Below are 13531 nucleotides of genomic sequence, written 5' to 3' on the forward strand. Positions count from 1 at the left end.
CGAAAACCTACACGTTCTTCGATTCGAGCCAGGCTCGCGTTCGGCCGGGATGGTTGGTGGCGATCCACCCGACGCCGAGCTCGCGGCACAGGTCCACGTCCTCTTTCTCGTCGACGGTCCACACGTAGCTGGCCCGGCCGGACGCGGCTGCGCGGTCGATGATGGCCGGGTGCTCGCGCAGCGCGCGAATCGACGGGCCGACTGCGGTGGCCCCGACGGTCGTCGCCGCTCCCCCACCGAGGTAGTGCGAGCTGTCGCCGAGGAGCACCGTCGGAAGCATCGGAGCCGACCTCCGTACGCGCCAGACGGCCGAGGGCGCGAACGACATGATGACCGCCCGCGAGTGGTCGGCCGACGCGGGCGCGCCGATGCCGAACTTGTGCAGCTCGGCGAGCACCGTGCTTTCGATCAGCGAGCCGTATCGCACGGGATGCTTGGTTTCGATGAAGAGTTTGACCGGCTTGCTGGTCCAGTCCAGGACGAGAGCAATGAGGTCGTGCAACGTCAGGAGTTCGGCGGGTTCGTCGTCGTCGCCGTAGTTCAGTCGTGCCAGATCGGCGAAGTCCATCTCGCTGACGATGCCGGTGCCGTTCGAGGTGCGATCGACGCGGCGATCGTGCACGCACACGATGTGGCCGTCCCTGGTGAGCCGCACATCGCATTCGACGCCGTCCGCTCCCTCGCGCAGCGCGAGGTCGTAGGCCGCGAGAGTGTGCTCCTTCTTCGCCGCCGACGCACCTCGATGCGCGACAACCAGTGGCCCACGGCGATCGGGACTCACGACGCCGTCACCGTCTCGGATTCGTGTTCGGGCTGGTTCTGTTCGCGCTGGTTCGACTTCGACGCGGTGCCGGTGGCGATCACCCAGCGGGTCGGACGCGACATCGCGGAGCCGCGCAGTGTGCGGCCTTCGAGTCGGCGCATCACGGCCAGGGTCAGCACGGCCGAGACCGCGGCCACCAAGGCCACGACTGCCGACAGCAGAACTCCGTCGGCGCGGGCCTGAAGTGAATCGCGCAGGTTCCACAGCAATTGGACGATGACCAGCGCGTTGCTCGCTGCCCAGACCGCCCACCAGATCCGAACCAGTGTCAGCTCGCGGTGCACGTCGGCATCGGCACCGCCGCGGAGACGGACCACCTCGGTGAGGTAGACCCCCGGCATCACGATGCGGACAAGAGGCAGCATCGACAACAGCAGCATCGGGCGCACCGATCGCGGGTCGGTGGAGCCGGCGGCAGTGAAGGCGAGTCTGCGCTGGTCGATCAGCCAGCAGGACGAAGTGATCAGCGCGGCCAGACCGATGACGAGCGCGCCGACCTGGGCGAAATACACCAACGCGTCGGACACGGCGAGGGTGATCGGCGAGATCAGTCGCACGCGGTTGTGCAGCAGGATGCCGTACCGGAACACTTCGGCGAACGCAGCGAGCGCCAGCAACATCGCGGTGACGAGGACCAGGTTCTGCGCGTTCGCGGCGTACCGCTCGACGCGACCTACGCGGCGATCGGCCTCGGGATCGCGCGGGATGTCGCGCAATCCCCAGGTGGGCGTCGAGGCGTAGTGCGGCGTCGGGGTCGGTGCTGCGGATCGGCCGCGGCGTGCGGCTTTCGTCGACGAGGTCGCCGGTCGGGCTACCCATCGGAAGTTTCGGGCACCCTGCGCGGGTGCCCTGGTGGACACCGGCGAGAGCAGCACGCCGTGGCAGCGGGGGCACCAGATGCCAGGCCGTGCGCCGACAGCCCAACGGGTGCTGCAGCGGGCACAGACCTGGAACGCCTGAGCGCGCCCCTGCGGTGCCGACATCTAGATGATTCTCGCTTCGTGGGCGTCGTTCTCGCTCTGGATCGGTCGACCAGCGGCCTGCCAGGCGAGCATCCCACCGTCGACGTTGATCGCGTCGTAGCCCACGCGGTTGAGATATTCGACGACGCGAGCCGAGCGACCACCGGCTTTGCAGACCACGTACACCTCGGATTGGTTGTCGACCTCACCGGCGCGGGACGGAATGTCGCCCATCGGGATGTGCACTGCGTCCGGAGCGTGTCCGGCTTGCCACTCGTCGTCCTCGCGCACGTCGAGCAGGATGGCCGTCGTAGGGAACGGCACCGGCAGGCGATCGACGGTGACGGCAGGCGGCTGCTCGGGATGCGACACACCTCGATCTTGTCACGCGTCCGCGCGGGGCTGCCACCCGTGTCCTCGCGACCGAAGCGCCACCTCGCTATGACCTACGTCACTGCAGTCACAGAAGTTATCCACAGTATCCACAGATCGATCCACAGAATCGGGGTCTGTGCCGGTTTCTATCCACAGGTCAGAGCGTCGAGTCGGTCCCCCGGTGTATCGAATACCAACTCGGCCTGTGGATCGATGGTGATTTGACACAGCCATCGTCTGCGGTCCTGCGAAGCCGCTGTTTAGGCTGGCGAACATGACTAACTCACCGCAGGTCGTTCCGCAGGCTCCCCTCCCGTCCATCGAGCTACGCGTCTTCACCGAACCGCAACAGGGTGCCACGTACGACGAACTGCTGCGCGTCGCGAAAGCTGCCGAGGAGTTCGGCTACGGCGCATTCTTCCGATCCGACCACTACCTCGCGATGAGCGGTGACGGCGGCCCAGGGCCCACCGACGCGTGGATCACCCTGGCCGGGCTGGCCCGCGAGACCTCGACCATTCGGCTCGGCACACTCGTCACCTCCGCGACCTTCCGCTACCCGGGCCCCCTGGCCATCAGCGTCGCCCAGGTCGACGCCATGAGCGGCGGCCGCGTGGACCTCGGTCTCGGTGCCGGCTGGTTCGAGGACGAGCACAAGGCCTACGGCATCCCGTTCCCTCCGCTCGGTGAACGTTTCGACCGCCTCGAAGAGCAACTCGCCGTCATCACCGGACTCTGGGACGCCCCCGCCGGCGAGACGTTCTCACACGCGGGCACGCACTACCCCGTCACGAACTCCCCCGCGCTCCCCAAGCCGGTGCAGACGCCGCACCCGCCCATCGTCATCGGCGGCGGAGGCAAGAAGCGCACCCCGGCACTCGCCGCGAAATACGCCGACGAGTTCAACATCCCCTTCGCCTCGCTGGCCGATACCGAGACACAGTTCGGTCGCGTCCGCGCAGCCTGCACAGCAGCCGATCGCGATCCCGACTCCCTCGTCTACTCCAACGCCCTCGTCCTCTGCTGCGGCCGCACCGAAGAAGAAATCACACGTCGCGCCGCTGCCATCGGCCGCGAGGTATCCGAACTACGCGAGAACGGTGCCGCTGGAAGCCCCGCTGAACTCGTCGACAAAATCGGTCGCTTCGGAGCTGTCGGAGCCACCCGCGTGTACCTGCAGACCATGGATCTCACCGACCTCGATCACCTCGAACTCGTCGCATCCGAAGTTCTCCCACAGCTCTGACCCCCGCCGAAACCCGCCCCCTGAGTCCACTCAACGTGACATTGACTGCCCAAAAGTCCACTGAATGTCACATTGAGTACCCAGGGGGTCGGTCAGGTGGCGGATCGGGCGCGCAGGCGGGCGTAGTGAGTGCTGATATGTCGTGCCGCGGGCAGTTCGATCCATCGGTACATGATTTCGGCGAGTGCGGCGGTACCGGCCAGGAATGCCAGGACGGCGGCGCTGGGGCCCAGGTGTGGTTCGACGGTTGCGTAGATGCGGTACAGCACGAGGGTGTGGATCAGGTAGATCGCGTAGCTGCGGGTGCCGATCCATCGGATGACGGGCCAGCGAGTGATGGGTCCGTTGTATCGGGCGAGTATCAGGACCGTTCCGGTGACGACGAGCAGTGTCCAGAGGTAGGTGTCGCCCATCCAGAAGGTGTGGACTTCGATGGCGAGTCGGATCACTTCGATCTGGGCGATGACGCCGACGACGACCCATCGCCAGGTGATCAGTCGTGCCCATCCGAGGTAGGCGATCTGGCCGAGAAACAGCGTGGGGAGTACGCCCGCGACCTTGGTCAGGAACGGGACTGTGTAGGGCTGCGGTAGGTAGAGGTTGTAGACGATCACCAGGGCGCACAGTGCAGCTCCGACGAGTGGCACCACGATGGGTCTGGTGTTCAGCGTTCCGCGCATCGAGATGCAGTAGAGGTAGAACACGATCTGGACGACGAGGGTCCAGGTGACGCCGAGGACGGCGACTTCGGGTCGCAGGAAGAAGCCGCCGAGGAAGAAGCTGAGGAACGCTTCGCCGTTGGTGATGCCGGGTTGGCCGCTGAACATTCCGTTGAGGCCGAGTTTGACCAGGATGACGGCCATGGCGACGGCGAACCAGAGCGCCGGGACGAGGCGGGCGAGGCGCGCGACCATGAAGTCCCGACGCGATTGCCGCATGGCGGATCGGGTGATCAGCAGGCCGGTGAGCAGCATGAAGATACTGACTCCGACGAACGAGAGGTGCATGTTGAGGCCCGCGTCCTCGATGAGGACGGTGTTGACGACGTCGATCATCCACCAGCCACCGCCGATGTCGTCGAGCAGATAGAACGAAATGTGTGAGTACAGCACCGCGAGGACGGCGATGACGCGGAGGAGGTCGGCACCGTCCATCTGGACTCGGGGCGCGTCGACCGGCTGCGTGGCGGCGGACTTGTCGACCGTATTCTGGCTCGGTCGGTCCCCTTCCACACCCGCGAGTTTAGGTTCCGTTCATCTGTAGGACCAATCCGCGGCCGCTCCGCAACTGATTCGTGATATTCGGAGCAGATTCACAGCCGAATTATTTGCCTGTCTCGTTCACACGAATTTATTCCGAGAAAAGCATCTCGGTTACAACTGTTGCACTGGGGGTAGGAATGAGATTGGGTTGAACCCTACGAAAGATCCGCAGTAGGACGAACGTGCCCGCATCACACGATGGGTACGGCGTCGTTAGAGAAGGGAACCACGTGTCCGAGTACACCTTGCCCGACCTTGATTTCGATTACTCCGCCCTCGAGCCGCACATCTCGGGCGAGATCAACGAGCTTCACCATTCCAAGCATCACGCGACCTACGTCGCAGGCGCGAACACCGCGGTCGAAAAGCTCGCCGCCGCGCGTGACAACGACGATCATGCAGCCATTTTCCTGCTGGAGAAGAATCTCGCGTTCCACCTCGGTGGCCACGTCAATCACTCCATCTGGTGGAAGAACCTCTCGCCCAACGGTGGCGACAAGCCCGAGGGCGAGCTCGCTGCCGCGATCGACGACCAGTTCGGTTCGTTCGACAAGTTCCGCGCACAGTTCACCGCTGCCGCCAACGGCCTGCAGGGCTCCGGCTGGGCAGTTCTGGGCTACGACTCGCTCGGCAAGAAGCTGCTCACCTTCCAGCTCTACGATCAGCAGGCCAACGTGCCGCTCGGCATCATCCCGCTGCTCCAGGTCGATATGTGGGAGCACGCCTTCTACCTGCAGTACAAGAACGTCAAGGCCGATTACGTGAAGGCGTTCTGGAACGTCGTCAACTGGGCCGACGTCCAGGCTCGTTTCGAGGCCGCAACGTCGAAGACCCCGGGTCTGATCTTCCCGTAGGTCCTCGCACCACCGGCTTCACCGACAGCGTCGATGGACCACTGCCCCGCTCAGACGGGTGCAGTGGTCCATTCACGCTTCGAAGGGAGTTCGCTGGCACTCTCCCCATCTTGTGTGCCAGCCGTTTTCGCGTCATTCTCTTCCTACCCAACGTCGTGTACCCGGCTTCGAGCCCTGTACCTGTCTGGGAGGAACAATCGAGATGGACGAGCGAGATCTCATCGGTGTTTCACCGTTTCATGCCGCCGGTCTGCTGCGCGGTTTCGTGATTTCCGGGCGCTGGCCGGACACCACCAAGGAATGGGCGCAGTTTCTCGCCCTCGCTGTACGGGTGGCGTCGATGCCGGGCCTGTTGGCGACGTCGACGGTGTTCGGGGTGCGTGAGGAATTGCCCGACGACCCCGCGCCGGGGACGGTCGGCTTGGTCGTCGCCGAGGGGCCGGTGATCGGTGACTTCGCGTTGGCTCCCGGACGGTTCGCCGCGCATCAACCTGCCGCCCTGCTGATGCTGCATCCACCGTCGGAGACGACACCGACGCTCCCGGAATGTGTCGGCGCGGCGTCCGGCTGCGTTCTGCTCCCCGGCCTTCCACATCTCGGACTCGACCATCGGGCGGCCTGGGTGGAGGCGGAGTCCGACGGCACCGTGACGTCGATGGTCAGTCGGGTCGGTCTCGATCCCATCAGCGATCCCGACACCGCAGTTTTGGCGATGCTCCTCGCATCCTGACCGCTGTCCGCACACGAATTTTCGGGAACCCAAACTTATTGTCGCATTGGACAATTCACGACGACGCCCCTACAGTCGTGTGCAGCGAAGGGGAGTAGCCCCCAATCACCGTGTCGACATACTGGTTGCTCGAATGCAACCCGGCACCTGAACCGGCCAGTTCCGGTGGGCGAGACCTTCGGTCCTGTCGACGACCGAGGAGTCCGCTGTGCTGTCCGCATTACTGTTGAGTTTCGCTGTCATTTTCGTCGCCGAGCTGGGTGACAAGTCCCAGCTCATGGCCATGACGTTCGCCCTGCGCTACAAGTGGTACGTCGTCATCGGCGGCATCACCGTTGCCACCACCGTGGTGCACCTGGTCTCGGTCGCGGTCGGCCACTTCCTCGGTGTATCGATCCCCACCGAGGCGATCTCCATCGTCGGCGGCATCGCGTTCGTCATCTTCGGCCTCTGGACGCTACGCGGCGACTCCCTGTCCGACGACGAGGGCGCGAAGGCCTCTCGGGTCACCAAATCTGCGTTCCTCGCGATCGCGTCGGCGTTCTTCCTGGCCGAGCTCGGCGACAAGACGATGCTGGCCACCGTCACTCTCGCCGCCGACAACGACTGGGTGGGCGTGTGGATCGGCTCTACCGTCGGCATGGTCGCTGCCGATGCACTCGCCATCGTGGTCGGCGCGGTACTCGGAAAGCACCTGCCGGAGCGCATGATCCAGTACGGCGCGGCCATCCTGTTCTTCGTCTTCGGTGCTGTCCTGTTCTTCGAGGGCCTGATGCCCGGCACCGCAGCTCCCTACATCGCTGCCGGAGCAGTTGTCGCGATCTCCGCCGTCGTCGTCGCCGTGTTCGTTCGACGCTCCCGCATCAGGGCAGCGCGGGAATCGGCGCAGCAGACCAGCACCGAACACGCCTGACCTTGGTTTACACTCCTCTCCCGGGAGGGGTGCATGAACAACGAGCAGCAGGTGAGTACGACCGACGCGGCGCACCACTCGACCGACCGGCTGATCAGAATCTTCGGCCGTTTCGTCGGTACCGGCTATCTCATCTATCTGCTGCTGTTGATCCCGGATATCGAACGGAGCAGCGAGGTGGTTCCCGGTTGGTGGACTCCGGTCACCGTTGCGGTCGTGTTCGGCACCGGATTCGCGTTCGCGGCCTCCACCTTTCACCCGCGCATCGGGGTCATTCGCGTTGCCGGTTCCGTGGCCGCGTTGGCGTTCCCGATCATGGCCCTGCTGTGGTGGGTGGCGTGGGACGGTGCCACCTTCGATCAAGCCGGGACGTTTCTCTCGGTGTTTCCCGGCCTGGCGGCACTCGCCGCCGCCACGGTGTGGCACCCCGTCCCGGCGTTCATCCACATGAGCGTCAGCGTCGTTCTTGTGCAGCTGGCCAACCAGGCTGTGCGAGAACCGTTCCCCCGCAGCAACATCATTGCGGAGATCTTCTTCGCGATGATGTTCTGCACGGTGTTCGTTGCCGCGACACTCGCCGCGGTGCGCACCGGACGCATTCTCGACGCGACGATCTCGACCACACACGACGACGCAGCCCGGGCGGCTGCGGCCACCGCGCGTGAAGTCGAGCGCGAACGGTTCGACGCGCTGATCCACGACGAGGTCATGTCTTCGCTGCTGGCTGTTGCCCGCCATGGCCGCACGCCCAGCCTGGCGCGTCAGGCGCGCTCGACTCTGCTACATCTCGATGACCTGACCACCGGCACCGTCTCGGAAGCGTTCTCGGCCGACGAGACTCTGGCTCAGCTTCGTTCTGCCGCAACGACAGTCGACGAAGCGATCGACTTCACCGTGCACGAGGGCGCGCTCGAGCGGACAGAGCACTACCCGGCCGAGACGGTACGCGCCATCGCCGCGGCACTGGCAGAAGCGCTGCGCAACAGTGTGATTCACGCACAGACATCACATCGTTCGGTTTCCGTTGAGCTGGCCCCGTCGTCGATGGGCATCACCGTTCAGGACAACGGCGTCGGCTTCGATCGACGTTCGGTGCCGCCCCACCGACTCGGCGTCGCCGTCAGCATCGAAGGCCGGATGCGTCAACTCGACGGTGGATCGGCCGAGATCCAATCCTCCACCGCAGGCACCATAGTGCGATTGGGGTGGAAGCGATGAACGGCCAGGACATCCGCGACCTGCTGTCGATGAGGTCGGCGGCGGCGTACGCGGTTGCCGGTTTCTTCATCCTCGCGTGCCTGGTGTGCGCATCCGCAACCCTGACCGGGGTGTCCGCAGTGTGGCCCGAGTACGCAGCTGTGCTTGCACTCTCGGCCGCGGTCATCCTGCTGCTCCGGGCACCTGGTGACCCACTGACCGCGCAGTCGACCGCACTGATGACCGTATCGGGCCCGGTGGCAGCCGCGCTGGTCTTCGCCGTCCTGCCGGTGCCGCTGACCGGAAGCTTGCAGACCTGGCCCCTGGGGATGTCGGTGGTGATCTACACCTTCATGTGTGTCCGCGGTCGCACACTCGCCGCGTGGCTCGGGCTGGCACTGACCATGTCGGTGGCCATCGGGTGGGCGGTGGTGACGGGTCAGGGATTTCTGTACGGGCTCTCGTTCAGCGCGATCAACATCGCGCCGCTGTTGATGGCGACGTTCTTCGCCTTCACCATTCGTCCCTTGGCCGCCGCAATTTTCGAGCTGCGCAAGCAGTCGACGGTGCGTATCGCGTCCCAGGCCGCGGCGGCGGCCGTGCTCGAGGAACGCGACGCTCGCCTGGCCAGTCTCGACGCGTTGGCCCGTCCGCTGCTGCAGCGCATCGCCGACGGCCCCGATCCCACCGAGGAGGAAGTCCTCGCGTGTCGACTCCTCGAAGCCGAGCTCCGCGATTCCCTCCGCGCCCGCGGTCTGGTGCGACCCGATCTCGCTCGTGCCGCCAGGTCCGCTCGGGCCCGCGGGGTGGAGGTGATGATGCTCGACGACCGATCCCCGGACGCACTCGACGACGACGCGCGTGAACGCATCGTGGCCGCCGCGTCGGGTGCTCTCGATGCCGCCGAAGCAGGCGCGGTGACGGTCCGGCTCCTACCTCCTGGCCGCCCCGTGGCGGCGACGATTCTGCTCGACGACCTGGGCGACGGTGCGCACCGCGTCGAGTACGACGAAACCGGTCACGTCCGGCACTGAACAGTGGTTTGGACCGCTGCTCCCCTGGCTACTCTGCGGCGGACCAGTCGGTCTGTACAGCTGCATCCGGTGAACGGAGATCTTTCATGGCACTCGATCGTCGCTCGTTTCTGATCGGATCCGGTGCTGCCGCAGTGCCGTTGCTGTTGGCCGGATGCGGCTTCGTCAGATCCAGCCCGTCGCAGCAGACCGAGGGCACACTCACGTTCACCACCTGGGGTACCGATGCCGAGCTGGCCGGCTTCCGCGACTCGATCAGCGCGTTCGAGGCGGCCAACCCCGGGACGACGATCACCCTCAACGCGGTGCCGTACGAGCAGATGTTCACCAACATCGACGCCCAACTACAGGCGGGCAATCCACCCGACATCTTCCGCGTTCCGTACTACACATTCGGTGCGTACGCCGGCCGCGGCCAATTGCTCGATCTGTCGCCGCTGTTGGCGTCGGACACGCGGGATCAGTTCACGCCCACAGCGTGGGCCGCAGTGCAGAACGGCGGAATCCCCTACGGCCTACCGCACCACACCGACACTTCGGCAATTCTGGTGAACCGAAACCTGTTGTCGCAGGCCGGTATCGACTCGGTTCCGACAAGCCTGGACGACGCCTGGACGTGGGACGAGTTGGCGTCGATCGGCGACCGACTGCGTTCCTCGCTGCCGGCCGACAAGTACCCGTGGGCCTACAACTGGCAGGGCAACGGCGTCACCCGCTGGTTGAGTCTGCTGTTCCAGGCCGGCGGGTCCTTCCTGGCCGAGGACCAGAAGACTCCACTGATCGACTCCGACGAGGCGCGCCGAGCCGTCGAATTCTCGTCGTCGTTCTTCTCGAACGGCTATGTGCCGGCGAACAACACCATCGCGTCGTCGAGTTACGCCAGCGAGGCCTGGTTCTCGCAGTCGGTGGCGATGGTGTGGTCGGGTGCATTCCAATTGCCCGACGCCGATGCGACGGCCAGTTTCGATTGGACGGCCACCTTCGCACCCCGAGATCGCCGGGGCGGCGGCGACTTCGGTGGCAACGCACTCGTCGCCACGTCGCAGACCTCGCAGCCGGAGCTGGCGGCGTCGTTCCTCGAGTTCGTCACCCAGCAGGAACAGATGCGCAACTTCTGCAGGGCCGCCTCGTTGCTGCCGACGCGTACCGATCTGCTCAACTCCGACCTCGAGTTCGATATCCGGTCGGAGCTGGCCCCGATCTTCGCAGCTCAGGCCACTACGGTGCAGCCGCAGGATGCCGCTCAGGTCGCGTCGCCGTCGATGTCGGCGATCATTCCGGTTCTCAAGGAGCAACTCGATCTTGCGTTCGCCGGTTCGCAGGATGCCGCTGCCACCGTCTCGGCGTTGCAGAGCGGAATCGCCGGGGTCACCGGCGCATGACGGCTGTAGTACGAGCGAAGACCAAACGCGCCGGGGCCAGGAAGGAAGCGTTCGCGGCCGCCGGATTCCTGGCCCCCAGCTATGCACTGTTGGCCGTGTTCGTCCTCGTTCCTCTCGTCGCCGCGTTTGTCGTCAGCCTGCAGCAGACGGACGGCTTCGGTGCAGGTGAGTTCGTCGGGGCGGCCAATTACGCACGCCTGGTGGATGATCCGCTGTTCTGGCGGGCGCTGATCAACACGCTGCTGTTCACGGCGTTGGTCACTCCGCTGTCGATGCTGTTCGGTCTGATCGCTGCCGTCCTGCTCAATTCCGCGTTGCCGGCGAGGCCGCTGTGGCGTTCGCTGGTGATCCTGCCGATGGCCGTCTCGGGCGTGGCCACCGGACTGATCGGCATTCTGGTGTTCGACCAGAACTCGGGCGTGCTCAACAATCTCATCGGTTTCCTCGGGCTGCCTGCTATCGACTGGCAGTCCTCCCCCGGGCCCGCTTTCGCGTCGATCGTCATCGCCACGGTGTGGTGGCGCACCGGGTTGAACATGCTGATCTATCTGGCCGGTCTTCAAGGTCTCGGTCCCGACCTCTACGAGGCGGCCCGGCTGGACGGCGCGAACGCATTTCAGCGGTTCCGCAACGTGACGGTGCCGCTGCTGGGTCCCACGTCGTTCTTCCTGCTGGTGCTCAACGTCATCTACTCGTTCCAGGTGTTCGATCTGGTCTTCGTCCTCACCGGCGGCGGACCGGGCGGGGCGACGTCGGTACTGGTCACGTACGCCTACGAGACGGGCTTCGTCACCCGCGATCAGGGCTACGCCGCATCGATCGGCATGGTGCTGTTCCTGTTCGCCCTCACCTTCGCCGCCGCGCAGTGGCGCGCGAGCCGAACGAAGGATCTGGTCGAATGAGCGGGCCGAGAAACGCGTCCGCTCGCCGCGCACTGGTGCTGCGCACCGTGATCATCGCCGTCATCGGCCTGATCACCGTCGCACCGCTGTATTGGATGCTGGCCGTGGCGTTCTCGACTCGCGGGGAGTTGCTGGGCGGGGGTGAGCTACGGCTGTGGCCGCGCCAGGTGACGTGGGAGAACGTCACCCGCGTGTTCGACTCGTTCCCGGTCGCGACGTGGCTGGGCAACTCGATCGCCATTGCCGTCGTGGTCACGATCATCACCGTGGTGACGAGTCTGCTCGCGGGATATGCGTTCGCGCACTTGAAGTTCCGATTCTCGACGCCGCTGTTCTTCATCGCGCTGGCAACGTTGGTACTGCCCGTGCAGGTGATCATGGTGGCGCTGTTCCGCATCGTCGTCGGACTCGGTCTGTACGGCACGTACTGGGCGGTGATCCTGCCGAGTTCGGCGTCGGCGTTCGGGCTGTTCCTCGCGCGCCAGTTCATGCTCGGCATTCCCCGTGAGCTGCTCGAGGCGGCCCGACTCGACGGTGCCGGGCATTGGCAGATCTTTCGACGCGTCGTGCTGCCGCTGTCGGGACCGCTGATCGCCGTCCTCGCCTTCATGAGCCTGCTGCAATCGTGGAACGACTTCGCGTGGCCGCTGATCGCACTGCGGGAGAACGAGTTGTTCACCCTCCCCATCGGCCTGCTGTACCTGCAGGGCCAGGCGAACAGCGACTACGGTGCCACGATGGCGTTCGCGCTGATCAACGTCGTGCCGATGGCGTTGCTGTTTCTGTTCTTCCAGAAATACTTCATCGCCGGATTCGCGCGCAGCGGTATCAAGTAGGCCCCACTCCAGGGTGCCTGAGGGCGGGTGAGGTGCCCCGCCGGTTATGGTGCAAGCGACTACGAGGTCGCAGCCTGTGCCGCGGCCCGCCACCGTGAGCGAAGGGGATCGTACGACGTGGAGATTTCAGGAACAGCAGCACTTGTCACCGGCGGGGCATCGGGCCTCGGAGCCGCAACGGCCGCACGTCTGGCCGCCGCGGGCGTCACCGTCTTCGGACTCGATCTGCCACAGTCCATCGAGCGGGCCGGAGACAGCGTCCCGGCCGGGGTGACTCTCATTCCGGCAGACGTCACCAGCGAAGCCGAGGTCGAGGCCGCACTGGACACCATCGTCGAATCCGGAGTGCCGCTGCGCATCGTCGTCAACTGCGCGGGGGTGGGCTGGGCGGGCCGCATCCTGTCCAAGAAGGGACCGCACGATCTAGAGCTGTTCCGCACCGTCATCACCATCAACCTGCTCGGCACGTTCAACGTGATGCGCCTGGCCGCGAACCGGATGCAGTCGCAGTCGACCGTGGACGACGCAGGCCAGCGCGGCGTCGTCATCAACACCGCATCGGTGGCGGCGTTCGAGGGCCAGATCGGCCAGATCGCCTACACCGCTTCCAAGGGCGGCGTGCACGCGATGACCATCACCGCAGCTCGCGACCTGGCGCAGGTCGGCATCCGCGTCAACACCATCGCCCCCGGCATCGTCGACACCCCGATGCTGGCAGGCGTCACCGAGGAATACCGTCAGGGCCTCGAGGCCTCGGTGCCGTTCCCCTCACGTCTGGCGCAGCCCAGCGAGTACGCGCAGCTGGTCCAGATGATCGCCGAGCACGACTACCTCAACGGTGAGACCATCCGCATGGACGGCGCGATCCGCATGGCTCCGCGTTAACCTCTGACCACTGGCGCGGGGGCCCCCCCCCCCCGGCGGGGGGGCCCGCGCGCCCCCCCCGGCCCCCCCCGCGGGCGGTTCGTGTCCCCCCCGGGGGGCCAACACCCCCCCCACACAAAATGTTTGGGGC

14 protein-coding genes are annotated in these 13531 nt (G+C 65.5%); 10 read left to right on the forward strand and 4 right to left on the reverse strand.

All coding sequences use genetic code 11. The features are described 5' to 3' along the window. Positions 1-7: 7 nt before the first annotated feature. Genes R3P93_RS09795 through R3P93_RS09805 form a run of 3 tightly spaced genes read right to left on the reverse strand, consistent with a single transcriptional unit; the run spans position 8 to position 2157 of the window. Positions 8-781: a glycerophosphodiester phosphodiesterase gene (locus tag R3P93_RS09795; RefSeq protein ID WP_068045617.1), complete on the reverse strand. Its 774-nt coding sequence runs from the start codon at positions 779-781 to the stop codon at positions 8-10. After that, positions 778-1806 (reverse strand): DUF4328 domain-containing protein, encoded by a 1029-nt coding sequence (locus R3P93_RS09800; protein ID WP_317532928.1) that lies wholly within the window; start codon positions 1804-1806, stop codon positions 778-780. Before R3P93_RS09800 ends, R3P93_RS09795 begins: the two co-directional genes overlap by 4 nt. Next, positions 1807-2157 (reverse strand): rhodanese-like domain-containing protein, encoded by a 351-nt coding sequence (locus R3P93_RS09805; protein WP_094638519.1) that lies wholly within the window; start codon positions 2155-2157, stop codon positions 1807-1809. It abuts the gene before it with no gap. A gap of 322 nt (positions 2158-2479) precedes the next feature. Between R3P93_RS09805 and R3P93_RS09810 the strand changes: the two genes are divergently transcribed. After that, positions 2480-3406 carry an LLM class F420-dependent oxidoreductase gene (locus tag R3P93_RS09810; protein WP_317533076.1) on the forward strand — a complete coding sequence of 309 codons (927 nt, stop codon included), beginning with the start codon at positions 2480-2482 and terminating at the stop codon, positions 3404-3406. 92 nt (positions 3407-3498) lie between these two features. Here R3P93_RS09810 and R3P93_RS09815 read toward each other — a convergent pair whose 3' ends face one another. Next, positions 3499-4638: an acyltransferase family protein gene (locus tag R3P93_RS09815; RefSeq protein WP_068045010.1), complete on the reverse strand. Its 1140-nt coding sequence runs from the start codon at positions 4636-4638 to the stop codon at positions 3499-3501. Between the two features lie 260 nt (positions 4639-4898). On the opposite strand from R3P93_RS09815, the gene R3P93_RS09820 reads away from it, so the two are divergent. The 9 genes from R3P93_RS09820 to R3P93_RS09860 all read left to right on the forward strand — a co-directional run bounded on the left by R3P93_RS09820 (position 4899) and on the right by R3P93_RS09860 (position 13401). Then, entirely contained in the window at positions 4899-5522 is a 624-nt protein-coding gene (locus tag R3P93_RS09820) for a superoxide dismutase (RefSeq protein ID WP_045197953.1), read from the forward strand. Positions 5523-5724: 202 nt separating this feature from the next. After that, positions 5725-6252 carry a peptidase gene (locus R3P93_RS09825; RefSeq protein ID WP_094669704.1) on the forward strand — a complete coding sequence of 176 codons (528 nt, stop codon included), beginning with the start codon at positions 5725-5727 and terminating at the stop codon, positions 6250-6252. A 208-nt stretch (positions 6253-6460) separates the two neighbouring features. Continuing rightward, on the forward strand, positions 6461-7165 hold the full coding sequence (locus R3P93_RS09830) for a TMEM165/GDT1 family protein (protein WP_068045022.1): 705 nt from the start codon (positions 6461-6463) through the stop codon (positions 7163-7165). A gap of 33 nt (positions 7166-7198) precedes the next feature. After that, complete coding sequence (locus R3P93_RS09835) at positions 7199-8383, forward strand: ATP-binding protein (protein ID WP_317532929.1); 1185 nt, start codon at positions 7199-7201, stop codon at positions 8381-8383. Beyond that, positions 8380-9396: a hypothetical protein gene (locus R3P93_RS09840; RefSeq protein WP_317532930.1), complete on the forward strand. Its 1017-nt coding sequence runs from the start codon at positions 8380-8382 to the stop codon at positions 9394-9396. Before R3P93_RS09835 ends, R3P93_RS09840 begins: the two co-directional genes overlap by 4 nt. An 86-nt stretch (positions 9397-9482) precedes the next feature. After that, positions 9483-10778, forward strand: a complete 1296-nt coding sequence (locus tag R3P93_RS09845) for an ABC transporter substrate-binding protein (RefSeq protein ID WP_317532931.1) — start codon at positions 9483-9485, stop codon at positions 10776-10778. Further along, positions 10775-11680, forward strand: coding sequence for a carbohydrate ABC transporter permease (locus R3P93_RS09850; RefSeq protein ID WP_068045035.1), 906 nt, complete (start codon positions 10775-10777; stop codon positions 11678-11680). Before R3P93_RS09845 ends, R3P93_RS09850 begins: the two co-directional genes overlap by 4 nt. Further along, on the forward strand, positions 11677-12516 hold the full coding sequence (locus tag R3P93_RS09855; RefSeq protein WP_068045038.1) for a carbohydrate ABC transporter permease: 840 nt from the start codon (positions 11677-11679) through the stop codon (positions 12514-12516). The genes R3P93_RS09850 and R3P93_RS09855 overlap by 4 nt, the downstream gene beginning before the upstream one ends. 117 nt (positions 12517-12633) lie before the next feature. Continuing rightward, positions 12634-13401 (forward strand): SDR family NAD(P)-dependent oxidoreductase, encoded by a 768-nt coding sequence (locus tag R3P93_RS09860; protein WP_068045041.1) that lies wholly within the window; start codon positions 12634-12636, stop codon positions 13399-13401. The last annotated feature ends 130 nt before the right edge of the window (positions 13402-13531 follow it).

The organism is Rhodococcus cerastii (assembly GCF_033042195.1).
In the GTDB taxonomy this organism is placed as follows: domain Bacteria; phylum Actinomycetota; class Actinomycetes; order Mycobacteriales; family Mycobacteriaceae; genus Rhodococcoides.